The sequence below is a fragment of the Chitinophaga varians genome, from assembly GCF_012641275.1.
Lineage (GTDB): Bacteria > Bacteroidota > Bacteroidia > Chitinophagales > Chitinophagaceae > Chitinophaga > Chitinophaga varians_A.
On the sequence record NZ_JABAIA010000001.1, the window covers coordinates 400906 to 415598 of the forward strand.

Here is a 14693-nt window from a genome sequence, read left to right on the forward strand (position 1 = left end):
ATATTAAATTTTTCTAGCTGTATTAATAACGTTTACGCCATTGAAGCGGGCGGTCGCTGAGCCGTGGGAAACGGCGCTCACCTGTGAAGGCTGGCCCTTTCCATCGAAGAAGGAGCCACCGAGGCGGTAGTCCCGCTTATCAGCGATCGCTTTACAGGAGTTCCAGAATTCCTGGGTGTTGCTTTGGTAAGCCACATCTTTGAGCATGCCTACTATCTGACCGTTTTTGATCTCATAGAAAAGCTGGCCGCCAAACTGGAAGTTGTAGCGTTGCTGGTCGATGGAGAAAGAGCCGTCGCCTGCGATGAAGATGCCTCTTTCCACGTTCTTGATCAGTTCTGCCGGCGTAAGCGGAGCAGTGCCTGGTTGCAGCGACACGTTGGCCATACGCTGGAACTGCACATCAGACCAGCTTTGCGAATAACAGCAGCCCTGAGATTGTTTAAGGCCGATGATATGTGCCTGGTCACGGATAGCCTGGTAGTTGACCAGTACCCCGTTTTTGATCAGGTCCCATTTCTGGGTGGCCACGCCTTCATCGTCATACCCTACGGCACCGAGGGAGCCGGGCTGTGTTTTATCTGCCACAATGTTGACGAGCGGGCTGCCGAACTGGAATTTTTTACTTTCCCATTTATCCAATGTGAGGAAGCTGGTGCCGGCGAAATTGGCTTCGTAGCCTAACACGCGGTCCAGTTCTGTGGGGTGTCCTACCGATTCGTGGATGGTCAGCCACAGGTGCGAAGGATCCAGCACCAGGTCATATTTACCCGGTTCCACGGATTTGGCTTTCAGCTTCTCCCCTACCTGCGTGCCTGCCTGGCGGGCATCTTCCAGCATGTCATAACGGTCACGGTATAACGTTGTTACGCCATGTATTTTATCTGATTCACGGGGAATGAGGTATTCATAGCCCATGCCGCGGGGGGAACTGAGGGCGTTGCGTGTTTCAAATTTACCGGTGGCCTTATCGATCTTGGTGATCTGGAACGTAGGCCAGATACGGTGTACGTCCTGATCTATATAGGACCCGTCGGAAGAAGCGAAGTATTTCTGTTCATTTACGAGGAACATAAAGGAGCCTACATAGTCAGCGCCGCCTTTCATGGCTGCATCGCTGACAGAGAGGAGCAGGTCTGCCTTTTCCTTTACGGGAACGTCAAATGCATTTTTTTCGATGGGGGTTTTCCAGCTGACTTCGCCGTAACCTTTTTGTGGGGCCAGTTGTACGGGAGTGGTCAGCAGGCGGGCATTCTCTCTGGCGATGGCCACAGCGGTGGCAGCAGCGCGGGCGATGCTGTCTTTGTCCATCTGGTCAGTAGAAGCAAAGCCCCAGCTGCCATTGGCCAGCACGCGGATACCGATGCCATAGGATTCAGTGTTGACCACGTTTTCCACTTTGTCTTCCCGGGTGATGACAAACTGATTGAGATAACGGCCTATGCGTACATCGGTGTAGGTAGCGCCTTTGCTGCGGGCAGCGTTGAGGGCCACATCAGCGAGCTCTTTTTTCTTAGCCACGTCGATGGTGTACCAGGGAGCTTCCAGCGGAACCGCTTTTCCGATGATCGGGATCTGGGACAGCAGTCCTGCGCCCAATCCGAGGCCTGTGTAATGGAGGAATTCTCTTCTTTTCATTATAGCAGGATTAAAGGAGTGATCTTGATTGTTAGCAATAAGGGATTAGTACGTTGTGTTGAGCTTTGTTACATGGAGCATATTTGGTGTTAAGAGTTTGGGTGACGTGTGTATTATCGAAAAAGAATGGATGTCCCGTTGGCTGTCTTCATTATTCTTAAAGATAACAAGTTACAGCGAACAAAACATCCATCAATTCTATCAAGATAATCTTTTAGATAGCGTCAGAAAGAGACGTAAACGTGAAGTCCCTGATCTTCATCGGCGGGATCAGGTAACTCCGGTAAGATTCAATACTGATGCTTCTTTCCGTTTTTCCGAGTGCTTCCACGTTATTGAGCATGATCACCGGGCTTTCATTAAAACGGAGGTTTTTGATCGGGTATTTGATCTCTCCGTTTTCGATGTAAAACGTTCCGTCACGGGTAAGTCCTGTCAGCAGCAATGTTTGCGCGTCCACCAGGCGGATGTACCAGAGGCGGGACACCAGGATGCCTTTCTCGGTGCTTTTGATCAGCTCTTCCAGCGAGGCGTTGCCACCTTCCATGATGATATTGGAGGGCTGGGGCACTGGTTGTACGCCTTTGTTTTTAGCCCAGTACTGGGAGTAGACGAGATTTTTGACCACGCCTTTATCTATCCATGCTGTTTTTTCCAGGGGGAAACCATCGCGGTTCCAGGTGGAAGCGGGAAGATCGGGATGGAAAGGATCGGAGTAGATTGTCACCTTGTCGTCCATGAGTTGTTCGCCGATACGGTTGCCGCCGCCGGGTTTGCTCATGAAGCTGCGGCCTTCGTCCGCGTTACGGGCGTCGAGGCCACGGAACATATTTTCCAGCATATAGGTAGCCGCCACCGGTTCCAGTATCACCGTGTATTTACCCGGTTCTATCGCTTTTGCGCCGGCGGAGCTGTTAGCTTTCGCCGCCGCAATTTTGGTAGCGGAGAGCGTGTCAAGCCGGCTGATGTCGTTATACCCGCGGGCCGCGAAGCCGGAGCCGGTACCGGCGCTGTTGCGGGTAGTGATGGTAAACACCACGTTGGTGTCTGTATCGTAGGCGAACAGTCCTTTGGAATTGAGTATGGCTGAGAAGCTGGTAGTGTTCTCAATAAAACCGGCAGCTTCCAGTTGAGCTTCTTTTGCTACCTGTATGCTTTTGGCCACGGCGTCTGCGCGGGTATCCGGCGTGATGGCCGCCGTTGCCGGCACATAGGTTTTGGAATCCTTAAAATCCGCCGGGCCGCGCAACGGCATATATTCCGGGTTTTCCGGCGCCAGGCGCGCCAGTTCTTCAGCGCGTTGCACCACCCTTTCAAGGGCGGCATCATTAAATTCGTTGATGGTAGCAGTACCGGAACGTTTACCAAAGTAAGACGTTACGGACAGGGTGGTATTGTCGATATCTCCTGCTGTGGAAATGGCATTGCGCGCATAGCGGATATTGCCGCCTTCTTCCCCGCGGAGCGACACTTCGCATTCATCTGCTTTGGAGTGGGCGAGCACTTTTTGCAGTAATGCTTTTGCTTCTTCTTTTTTTAATATAGCCATGTGCGTTAGATCAGATTTTTCTTGCTGTGTTAATAACATTTACACCATTAAAGCGGGTCGTGGAACTGCCATGGGACACGGCGTTGGACTGGCCGGGCTGTCCCTTTCCATCGTTGAAGGCGCCGCCGAGGCGGTAGTCGCTCTTGTCGGCGATGGCCGTGCAGCTGTTCCAGAACTCCTGTGTATTGGCCTGATAGGCCACATCTTTCAGCATACCGGCAATTTTTCCGTCCTTGATTTCGTAGAATGTTTGTCCACCGAACTGGAAATTGTACCGTTGCTGATCAATGGAGAAGGAGCCGTCACCGATGATGTAAATGCCTTTTTCCACGTTTTTGATCATATCGTCCACGCTGAGTTTTTCTTTTCCGGGCTGCAGCGACACGTTGGGCATACGCTGGAACTGCACATCAGACCAGCTTTGGGCGTAGCAGCATCCCTGAGAGTGATCGAGGCCGATGATATGCGCCTGATCGCGGATAGCCTGATAGTTGACCAGCACACCGTCTTTGATCAGGTCCCATTTGCCACATTGCACGCCTTCATCGTCATAGCCTACGGCGCCGAGGGAGCCGGGTTGTAATTTATCTGCCACCACGTTGACCAGCTTGCTGCCAAACTGGAAGTTGCGTGATTTCCATTTATCAAGCGTGAGGAAGCTGGTGCCGGCATAGTTGGCTTCGTAGCCCAGTACGCGGTCCAGTTCCGTAGGGTGCGCCACCGATTCGTGAATAGTCAGCCACAGATGCGAAGGATCTAGCACGAGGTCGTATTTGCCTGGTTCCACTGACTTGGCTTTCAGTTTCTGGTCCACGTCCGCGGTCGCATTTTTTACGTCTTCCAGCATATCGTACCGGTCTTTATAACGGGTAACGATACCGCCGACTTTATTGTCCGCCGTAGGCGTCAGGTATTCATACCCCATGCCTACAGGAGAGCTGAGCGATTTGCGTGTTTCAAATTTGCCACTGCCGCGGTCTATCTTAGTGACCGTAAAAGTGGGGAACAGGCGATGGATATCCTGGTCGATATAAGAGCCGTCCGTAGATGCGAAGTATTTCTGTTCGTTGATGGCCAGGATGGCGGAATTCACGAAGTTGGCGCCGCCTTTCATGGCGATGCTGTTCACATTCAGGAGCAGGTCCACTTTGTCTTTCACCGGGATGGTGAAGGCGCTTTGCACGATGGGTGTTTTCCACGATACTTCACCATAGCCTTTTTGCGGGGCGAGCTGCACGGGCGTAGTGGTTACGCGCGAGTTGGCTTTAGCCACTGCCACAGCCCTTTCCGCTGCTTTAGCGATGGCTTCTTTCGTGACCACGTTGGTAGCGGCAAATCCCCAGCAGCCGTTGGCGATCACGCGGATGCCTACGCCAAACGATTCCGCGTTGGCGATGTTCTGCACGCGGGCTTCGCGGGTTACGACGAACTGGTTGAGGTACCTGCCAATGCGTACGTCCGCATACGTGGCCCCTTTGCTGCGGGCGGCATTAAGCGCCACATCTGCCAGTTGTTTCTTGAGTTTTACGTCCATACCATCATTGAGAAAGCGTGATGGGTCGACGGGTGTGCCGAAAGCGGAAAAATTCGGCAGGACAAGTGCTCCCAGCCCCATTGCGGATAGCTGGATAAAATCTTTACGTTTCAAATTGAAAGTCCTCCGGTTTAGTTTGGTTTAGATTTTAGTTGACAGCGGGTATCTGTGATTCCATGCACCATCAGCGGCATGGTGATGCAATTCTCATGAGCATAAAACCTTGTAACCCTTCCAGAATCCTAAGCTAATTTTTTTTTCTTACTTTTTTTAGCCATTCGTCACATTTTCTTTTCCCACCATAAAAAGATGAGTGCGAGTAGCAGCGGTAGCAGCCACCAAACGGGAGACAGCCGTACGAGGGTTATTGGCCGGGATGCCGGAGCTGCCGTTGTCGCGATGGAGGCAGGCAGGTTTTTCCAGTCATCTTCCTGAAAGATATAGTTCCAGGAGGCGCCGGTATTAGTGGTCACCTGTTGCCAGCCGGTTTTTACAGGCCACCAGGTGCCGGTATAATGATCATTAAGCCAGGGATGCTGTACCAGCGGCAGCGTAACACCACCCACCTGTAAAGCCTGTGTGGCGGTGGTTTCCAGCTGAATGTCCAGTGGATGGTACACACGGGCTATTGCCGGCGTAAATGTTATTTTTTCCACAGTGGCCTTTTTACGGGCAGCTGCTTCGAGGATGGCCGACCAGTATTGTCCATAAGCAGTGGACTGTCCTTCCAGCTGCCAGCTATAGGTATTCAGGAGATGCGTACGCACCAGTTTTCCTGCACCGGCAAGCGACACCGTTACATACGCGCGATGCAGACTGTCTGTTACCAGCGGCAACTGACCGTTGCCCTGGGGCAATGCCTGTCCGGGATCTGTGGACAAGGCGGGCATGCGCAGCCCTGAACGCAGCTTCAGCGACAGCGGACGTGGCTGCGTGCCGGTACTGTCTGCTTTTAATACCAGTCCGATGCCGGCGTCTTCCAGCCGGGCACGGGTATTTTTATCGATAGCGCCGCTTTGCGCCACCACTACGTCGAATTTGGCCAGCAGGGCCGGTGTCAGCGCATCAAGCGATTGCTCCGGAAAATTGGAGAAACGCAGCAGATATTTATCTTTTGCCACCAGGGTGCGCATAGCCACGGCATTTCCCTGTTGCACCAGCCAATCGGCCAGAAAGCGGTTGTCAAAGTCCGGCGACTGTGCCAGGAAAAGTACCGCCAGCGGTGCCGTGGGCTTTACTTCCAGCGGTAAAGGCTGTTGTTCCAGCGTATCGCTGCCAGACATGGCGGTGATCCTGTACACCGCTCTGCCCCGATGTAGCGGCCATGCTTTGAGGGAAAAAGAGGAGTCTTGCTGAGGCGCTATCGCCACGGAGTCCAGCGTAGTGTCAAAGCCAGCCAGCCGTAAAGTGACGGTTTTATTGGTGTTGTTCCGGTATCTTCCCTGTACGGTCCATTCGCTGCCGGTAGCCAGGCTGCGGGGCCAGTCACAGGCCACGATGCCCGCGGCCGGGGCTACCGCCGCAACTGCCTGTTTCTGCAACGGCGCCTCATGGGCAACGTACAACGGCCAGCCTGCCAGCACCACACCTGCCACAGCGATAACGGTAGCGGCTATACGTGCTATGAGGCGGTCTTTTTTCGGGCGCCGTGCCTCCCGTATAATCAACCAGCAGGCAGCCAGCAGGCCGGCGACTAACAAAAAGTAGTTCCAGCTGGTCATGGTGTACCGGTTTTAAGGTTATGGAAATAGTGTTGCGGTAACGAAGGAGATACCGGCGCCGAAGCCGGTGCCGGTTGCAATGGCGGTGCTTTCAGGATTTTCTGCAGCCCCTGCTGGGCGGTACGTATATCCTTCTCCGTGCCTTTGTGTATTTGTATGCGGCGCATCGCTTCCAACGCGGACAGGTACACCGCCGGCGTAGCAGCGGCCTGTGTGGCCAGCGCCTGCTGTGCGTCACGGAGAACGGCCATGTTCACGCTGGTATCACCGGGCTTCATGGCATCGAGAACGGCCAGCGCCTGACGCACGGCCAGCAGCTGGTCCTGGTAGGTGACAGTTTCTTTTTGCTGCCGCGGCTGAATCTTATCCTGCTCTCCGGTGAGCCGTTTCTCCGGCTTCAGCGGCGTTGTTTTAACGCCTGTTTTTGCCACGTATACGCGGGACTGCTGCTGGAGGTCCTTCAGCAGGCGCAACGCCTTGTAAGCGAACGGCAAGGCTTCCTGTGGTTTATAGAGACGCAGCTGCAACTCCGACTTCCACATCTCCGTCAGCGTGGCCCTCAGTTGTTTTTTCACCTCGGGATCAAAGAAGGTGGCATCTTCCGCGTTGTCATGTTTGTCTGTGAATTCGTCCAGCACTTTGGCGGCGTTGCCGAAATCCTTAGGGTCTGCGGCCCCGTGTTCTTCTTTGCCGTGATGGTCATGGTCGTGGTCATCGTGGCCTTCTTCCGCGGCCACGCGCGGGTCGCCTACGTTGGATGCTGATTCTTCCCCGAGGAATTTTCCATAGCGCAGGCGCAGCAGCTTCTGGTCTGTGCCGAGATCGTTACTGCGGCTGTTGAACTTCTCTTTGCCGATGCTGTCTTTTTCCCGCAGCAGCTGCTCTGCGTCCAGGATGATCTGACGCTGGCTGCGGAAGTATTCGGGCTTAAAGGCCACGCCGGTCACCATGCCTTCCATACTGAAGAGCTGTGCGGTATCCGGCAGTGTGACGATATATACATCAGAGCGGGTTTCCTGCCGGCGGGTATCGGTAACGCGTATATGAAAATACAGCTCATCGCCCGGCTTCATCCCCATGGCTGACAGGTCCAGCATTCTGCTGACCTCGTACCGGGGCAGTGCCGCGCTGAAGTTGTTATCAAAAGGCAGTTCCTGGTCTTTGAAGCGAACGGCTTCGCCACTGCCGCTGGCAATGGTAAGGGAGATATATGCGTTGCGGACGCCATAGTCGTCGGACAGCGTCGCCTGTACATTCACTTTGGTGGACTGTCCGAATTCAATGGTGGTATAGGGTTTAGGGCTGGTAATACGTATGACCGGCAGCTGGTCAGCTATCAGTTGCAACTGGTACAATTCGGACAGGCGGCCATTCATGGACACCTGGTAAAAACCGGATTTATGCAAAGTCCGTGTAGCCGTCCACGTGGTATGCGCTGCATCAGGTTTCAACGCCAGCCGTGTACTGTCGTTAAACAATAATACCAGTTCCTGCACCTGGTCATTGGTATGCAACGTCCATTTTACCGAAGCGCTGTCAGGAGCAGTGATGTTAAACGCCGACTGGGTGCTGGCAGGACGGCGCATGTATGCCGGCGGCTGTAGGGTGACCTCCACCCTGTTGATGCCGGGCAATATTTTTTCCGGCCGATTTGCCGGGGCGGCAGTGTTTGTGGTACCGGTTGGATGTGAGACGACATAGTTATTCAGTACCTGCCAACCCGCGGTGAACAATATCATAAACAAAGTTGTCAGGGCCGCCTGGCGTAACGGTTTATAGAACTTCCCGGGCAGTTGTATATTTTCCAGCGCGGGTGTTATCTTCTCTACCTGCAGGGCTTCCAGCAGGTTGCGGTCTGTAGCGGGTTTTAAGAACAGCGTTGCGCTGTCCTCCATTTCCGGGAAGGTCTGGTTCAGGTACTGCGCCACTTCCTCCTCCGGCAAACGCCAGGGCTGGTGCCACCATAGCTGGGCCGTCAGCGCCAATACGCCTCCGATGACGGCCGGTATGGTCCCCAGCAATGCCAGCGGCGCTGCCAGCGCTATTGACAACAGGCCATAGCGCAATAGCTGGCTGCGTACCCAGCGGGCACGGATGTCTGCTATTTTCATATGACCGTTGACGTTATTCACTTTTTACAGCTGTTTTGGATGAAAGATATCGTTCCATGCAAAATGCCAGGAACAGGATTATCCAAATCGTTTTCTCCAGGGAAGTTTCCTGTTGCGGCAACACGGCCGGTTTAACAGCGGCGGCAGGCGCAGGCAGTGCCAGTTGCCGCGTATCGATGCTGCGACGGTCATGCTGCTTTTCCCAGGTAGCCGGCAGCATCAGTTCCAGCAGCATTTCCGGGAATTCCCCACTCCAGGGGAGCTCATTCCATGTTGGATCGATATGCGTATAAAGGTTGTCTTTTGTCAGCAAAGGGTTACCGTAACTGTCCAGCCACATGGCGCCGGCAGTATCTGTTGCCGGCAGGCGCCGGAATAGCCGAATATCAGTATTACCGATGGTGGCGGCTACTATTTGCGGTGTGCCGGTGGCATAACGTATGGTCCTTCCTGCTTTGATATTTGCGGGCACCGGGCTGTCTGACAGCCACCAGAGCCAGTCCTGCGATGCAGGTATAGCGGTTGCCTGTCTCACAGACAGCAGGCTGATTTTCCGGTGGGTATATTGCCGTACCGCTTTCAGTGCTGCCTCCAGGTAGCGGGCATCTTCCGGATACTTATCTGTATAAATGGTATAATATAAGGTCGCGGTATCATTGTTGCCCCGTTGGGTATCATGATAACTGAAAACGGTCCCTGACGGCGTACTCCTGCCCTTTCGTATGCGCAGGCTGTCATTTTCCAGCAGGTACGTATAGTCGTTCCAGTTATCAACCGAATCTGCCGGCGTCATTGTTTGCCAGTGGAGTGTTAAAGCTACTGCCGGCATTGGTCCGGAGAAACGGGCCAGGCGGTTGCCGGTGAACAGGTACACCGGTAAGTCTGCGGGCACTTTATGGGAAAGGGTTTGCAGCAGTTGCCAGTAAGAGGCCGTCGAGGTATCCGGCGTGAGCTCATCCGGGCGGCGCAGGTGAGTAAACGCTGTATCCGTGGCATGCAGCTGAAAACCTTGCCGCAACAGGGAATCGATCTGGTGGCGGAAAGCAGGATAAGCTGCCTGCTCTGTCACCACCCAGCCTTTCACGGTGCGGGCTGTCAGTGGCTTACGCCATACCGGCTGAGACAACAGCAAAGCCAGCAGGACGATCAGCAGGCAGCGCAGCAACAGCAGCCACCAGTCAGACACGCGCCAGCTGCGGGCATGCCGTACAGAAGAAGCGGCCAGCAGTTGCACACTGCTGATACGGAGCACCTTTCCCGGGCGGCGGTGCCACAAATGGATAAACACCGGAACAGCAATTCCGGTGGCAAGTGTCATCCATATGGGTTGTAGCAGGTGCAGCAAAACTATTTTCTCATTTTATTACGCTGGTTCAAAAAATCGCGCAGGGCGGTATCCAGCGGCTCCTGTAAGAGGAGTTGCCGGTAGTAGATACGCCGTTGCAGCAATTGTGTACGCAGGTGATCGTTGTATTGTTCAAGCTTTGAAGGATAGTCGGTATCCGCTATGCCCGTCAGTTCCAGCCGCTGCCCTGTCTCCAGGTCTTCTACGGCATCGTAGCCACGGAAATCGCCGCGGCGTTCCTTATCTCCCAACAGATGAAATACGAGTATCTCATGCCCCAGGGCCGACAATGTTTGCAGCAACGTGGTAATTTCATTGGACTGTTCATAATAGTCCGTAATGAATACCAGCAATTGCCGGCTGTGCGGTCCACTGAAGAGATCGCGGTAATGGGCAGGTTCCGTAAAAGTTCCGCCGGGCTGTATTTTCTCCAGCTGGTAATACAGGCGGGCCATGTGTTGCGCTTCTCTCCTGGCCGTCATGGTAAACAGGCGGCTGTTGTGCAACACGGCCAGTCCCGCCGCATCGCCCTGCAAGTGGGCCAAATAAGCGAGGGAAGCTGCGAGGTAACGGGCATAATCTATTTTGGAAATACCATCTTCCGTATGCAACATGGAATTGCTGGCATCTATCAGGAAACTGATATCGATGCTGGTTTCCATTTCCGATTCACGGATATAGTACCTGTCAGAGCGCGCGTACATTTTCCAGTCAAGCCAGCGAAGATCATCTCCCGGCTGATAGCTGCGGTACTGGCTGAATTCCAGCCCCGCTCCCTTCACTCTGCTGGCATGCATTCCGGCCATAAAACCATCGACCGCTGTTTTGGCAGCGAGCGGCAGGTCTTTGATGGCCAGTAATACTTTCGGGTCCAGCAGGTTGCTCATATTGATCAGGACAAGCGGGTGGCCGCTCTTTCTACTTGTTGTAACAGTTTCTCCGTGACTTTGTCGGGATGTACGCCTTCCGCTTCCGCCCTGAAGTTCATGAGGATACGATGACGCAAAACGGGATAAGCCATGGCGGTGATATCAGCGGTGGTGACAGCATAACGGCCCTGCAGCAATGCATGAGCCTTGGCTGTAAGGATCAGTGCCTGGCCGGCTCTGGGCCCTGCGCCCCAGCGCACCCATTCCTTCACATAATCGACAGTAGTCGTGTCCGGACGGGTATTGCGTACCAGGCGGCTTACCCAGGACACCAGTTCAGCATCAATAGACACTTCCCGCACCAGCTGTTGTAATTGTTTGATATCATTGGCATCCAGCACCGGTTGCACATCAACTTTACGAGTGCCGGTAGTGCCGGTGAGGATCGCTGTTTCCTCCTGTTCAGTCGGGTAACCTATTTTAACGTACAGCAGAAAGCGGTCCAGCTGTGCTTCCGGCAAAGGATAGGTGCCGGACTGTTCTATAGGGTTCTGGGTAGCCAGGATAAAAAACGGCCTGTCCAGCGCGTAAGTTTGTCCGGCGTAGGTGACTTCAAACTCCTGCATCGCCTCCAGCAGCGCGGATTGCGTCTTTGGTGGCGTACGGTTGATTTCGTCAGCTAATATAATATTGGCGAATAAAGGGCCTTTGTTGAACTTAAAAAACCTTTTGCCGGTAGCATGGTCTTCTTCCAGCACTTCCGTACCGATGATATCAGTAGGCATGAGATCGGGGGTGAACTGAATCCTGCGGAAAGACAGGTGCAACGCCTGTGACAGCGTGCGGACCATCAGTGTTTTTGCCAGTCCGGGCACGCCTTCCAGCAGGCAGTGGCCTCCGGCCATCATGGCTACCAGCACTTCATCCAGCACGGCTTCCTGGCCAACAATAACTTTTCTGATTTCCTGTTTAAGCAGCGGTAACTTCTCCAGCAATTGTATACCCATTTGATTTCGTTCTGATTTTGGCATCGGGTTATTAAATTCCCCGCAGGTTTCTTCTCACACAAAATAACCAAATAATAAATTAGTAAATAACGAAATAAAATTATGAAATTGAAGAAAAATTAGACTGGCGGCAACAGCCAATGATAAACGCATGCAAGGGAATACATTTACATTTGTGAGATTAAGATACCGGTCGGGCGACTGGGACACTGATCAGCGGATGCCTTCCAACCTCCTCAATTCACTGATTGAGTACACCACTATACCGGTGGCCATGCAGGAGAAGGTGATAGATCTCAGCAGCAGCGAGCTGTTTCAATACCCGTTTTGTTACCTGAGCGGGCATAAGCTGGTACAATTTGATGCGGCGGAAGCGGCCAATTTCAAACAATATGTCAACCGGGGCGGTTTTGTTTTTGTGGATGATTGCAACCATGACATCGACGGGCTGTTTGCCCGTTCGTTTGAAACGCAGATGTCGCAGCTGTTTGGGCCCCATGCCTTAAAAAAGATTCCTTCCACGCACGCTGTTTATAACAGCTTCTTCAAATTTGAAAAGGGGCCGCCCAATACTTCCTTTGAGCTGAATGGCTGGGGCGACGACCTGGTACATGATTACCTGAAAGCCATTGAAGTGAATGGACGTATCGGCGTATTGTACAGTAACAAGGATTATGGCTGTGAATGGGATTATGACTTCCGCAACAAACGTTTCCTGGCGGAGGACAATACGAAGTTCGGCGTGAATATTATCGTGTATGCGTTGCAGTAGTCAAGAAGATTAATCATCGGCCATGTGTTCGGAAGGCAGGTCCGAGGTCTTACGGACTTTGACAGTGTCTATAATGACTGGTGGACTAAATCGCGGTGATAATTTCTCTCCGGACATCAGCCGGACAATTACTTCCTTCTCCCGGTGGCATGGAAGATTCTCCACAAAGTAGCGCAGCTATCATGACCAGCGGATCATGAATTCCTTTTTTGCACATTTCAACGTCCCAGGTTTCATCCACTCCAAACGCTGGAGCGGAGGGACGAAATAACGGTGTAGTATATACGATACCTGCTTTTAACACCCGTTTTTCCATAAAGCTCCCGGAAAGCTCCCGGGCAAGTGTCATTTCCGGGTCCTTAACATCCCTACTCTTTACCAGTTGGCTGTAACGTTTCTCTATATCATGTTGTACAATACCGAAATAAATACAGAAGCAGGTAACAATCATCAAAGAAACGCCTGTGCCCAGCAGAAAGGCCCAACGGTACCTGTGTTGCGGCCAAAGCATATACCGAACAGTACGCCAGCTATACCAGGCCAATGCCAGTGGAGCAAATGCCGTTAATGAAATGCCGAAAAGAAAGGCCGCCATCAACGCAAACGGATATACGGGGAGTAGATATACCATCAGATATAATAAAATCCAGGTGGTGATACCTAATGCAAAGGCTTGTATTTCCCTGATATACACCGGCATCTCATCGAAGTAAGACAACAGGAAGGTATTTAACCATATTAGCAGCAATACGATCGCATACCACCCGGCGGGGGATACAAACGTCCGGTACACGATACTGTTCACCCACAGCGCTGAAAGCATGAACATACAAAGCCATACAGCTACAATTTTCCGTCTGAGCGGACATCCCCGTTTCAGCCCCTTCAGGACCACAGCTATTACCAGCCAGGCAACGTTTAACACTGTCAGGAATACCACTTCTCTCTTCAACCCGTTTTCATGCCATATATAATAGAACAATACCCAAACAGCCGCATAAGCAGCTAACAGGAAGAGGCCAATGCGGTAAATAACGAGCAATGCGCCCGATGGATATTCATTCATAATAACGGGATAACTGCATCAAAGATATAAAAAGCACTTTGTGTTTCAAAGTGAATTATTTTTTTGGGAATATTTTACCGGGTGATCGTGGGAAGATGGTGATCGGATCGAGGAAAGATGGTGATCGTAGGAAGATGGTGACTGTAGGAAGATGGTGACTGTAGGAAGATAATGATCGGATCGGGAAAAGATGGTGATCGTAGGAAGATGGTGACTGTAGGAAGATGATGATCGAACCGAGGAAAGATGGTTATTGGGGAACATTTTGAAAAGAATGTATTACGATCACCGATGAGCGGTAATGGTATGAGGTGAGATAAATGTATAGGTATAGATAACTGTTTATAAGGAAACCATCATTATACGAGCATGATAAGAAATTGCACAGATACTGCATCACTGCAGCAGGCAAATTTAAACCTGTGGCAAGCGCCTATCAGGAGCGCTGGCATTATAGCAGACGGCGCTGGTCATCCCAAAGGTGTAAAGACGCCGCGGGAGGCGGTCGTAAAGCAGATATGAACATATCTCCCGCTGCATATAAATAAACATCCGAAAGCGGGCAACAGCTTTCCGGCCTTCCACTGAACATATTCATCCCGGCCGCCTTGTGACCAGATGAAAACAGCCCGCCATAAGCGTTTCCTGCGAATGTGCCGGATAGCGTTCAGCCCTATGGCTGGCGGCCTGATATTTTTCAGTCAACTGTTAATAGATAATTAACATGCGGCAGCCTGTTGAGAAAAAACTATACACTTAATTTACATAATTCATTAACTTGTTTTAAAACCAAACAGCATCGACCAAAAGAAAAACCAACAACTGTATTATTCCATCAAGATTTTAGCGCTTGCATTTTTAGAGAGATGTTAAAGCGGGCCTCCTTAGCTAAATCGATATAGTTAGGGCAAAGGCTGTGTAGTGTAGTTCATGAAACAGGGAGAGCGTGTGTACCACAGCCTAACGGGGCCGGTTATGTGAAATTGTATCAATGCAAACCTTTGCCAACAATTAAAACTTATTTATCCCAAAGCATAAAAGTCCAGCTGCCTGACAGAACGATCCATCATAACGCTTACAA

At 52.0% G+C, this 14693-nt stretch carries 10 protein-coding genes; 1 reads left to right on the plus strand and 9 read right to left on the minus strand.

All coding sequences use genetic code 11. The features are described from left to right. Positions 1 to 3: 3 nt before the first annotated feature. The 8 genes from HGH92_RS01590 to HGH92_RS01625 all read right to left on the minus strand — a co-directional run bounded on the left by HGH92_RS01590 (position 4) and on the right by HGH92_RS01625 (position 11774). Entirely contained in the window at positions 4 to 1638 is a 1635-nt protein-coding gene (locus tag HGH92_RS01590; protein WP_168869014.1) for a TldD/PmbA family protein, read from the minus strand. A gap of 214 nt (positions 1639 to 1852) precedes the next feature. Then, positions 1853 to 3187 carry a TldD/PmbA family protein gene (locus HGH92_RS01595; RefSeq protein WP_168869015.1) on the minus strand — a complete coding sequence of 445 codons (1335 nt, stop codon included), beginning with the start codon at positions 3185 to 3187 and terminating at the stop codon, positions 1853 to 1855. Between the two features lie 10 nt (positions 3188 to 3197). Further along, entirely contained in the window at positions 3198 to 4835 is a 1638-nt protein-coding gene (locus HGH92_RS01600) for a TldD/PmbA family protein (RefSeq protein ID WP_211092510.1), read from the minus strand. 167 nt (positions 4836 to 5002) lie between these two features. After that, on the minus strand, positions 5003 to 6442 hold the full coding sequence (locus HGH92_RS01605; protein ID WP_168869016.1) for a hypothetical protein: 1440 nt from the start codon (positions 6440 to 6442) through the stop codon (positions 5003 to 5005). After that, a complete protein-coding gene (locus HGH92_RS01610; protein ID WP_168869017.1) occupies positions 6439 to 8553 on the minus strand; it encodes a DUF4175 family protein in 2115 nt (704 codons plus the stop codon). Before HGH92_RS01610 ends, HGH92_RS01605 begins: the two co-directional genes overlap by 4 nt. Before the next feature lie 13 nt (positions 8554 to 8566). After that, complete coding sequence (locus tag HGH92_RS01615) at positions 8567 to 9898, minus strand: BatA domain-containing protein (protein ID WP_262888715.1); 1332 nt, start codon at positions 9896 to 9898, stop codon at positions 8567 to 8569. 2 nt (positions 9899 to 9900) lie between these two features. After that, positions 9901 to 10785 (minus strand): DUF58 domain-containing protein, encoded by an 885-nt coding sequence (locus tag HGH92_RS01620; protein ID WP_211092511.1) that lies wholly within the window; start codon positions 10783 to 10785, stop codon positions 9901 to 9903. Positions 10786 to 10790: 5 nt separating this feature from the next. Continuing rightward, positions 10791 to 11774, minus strand: coding sequence for an AAA family ATPase (locus HGH92_RS01625; RefSeq protein ID WP_211092512.1), 984 nt, complete (start codon positions 11772 to 11774; stop codon positions 10791 to 10793). A gap of 175 nt (positions 11775 to 11949) precedes the next feature. Here HGH92_RS01625 and HGH92_RS01630 point away from each other — a divergent pair, with 175 nt between their 5' ends. Then, positions 11950 to 12546 (plus strand): DUF4159 domain-containing protein, encoded by a 597-nt coding sequence (locus HGH92_RS01630; protein ID WP_211092513.1) that lies wholly within the window; start codon positions 11950 to 11952, stop codon positions 12544 to 12546. Positions 12547 to 12631: 85 nt separating this feature from the next. Here HGH92_RS01630 and HGH92_RS01635 read toward each other — a convergent pair whose 3' ends face one another. Then, a complete protein-coding gene (locus tag HGH92_RS01635) occupies positions 12632 to 13612 on the minus strand; it encodes a hypothetical protein (RefSeq protein ID WP_168869021.1) in 981 nt (326 codons plus the stop codon). Positions 13613 to 14693: the final 1081 nt, after the last annotated feature.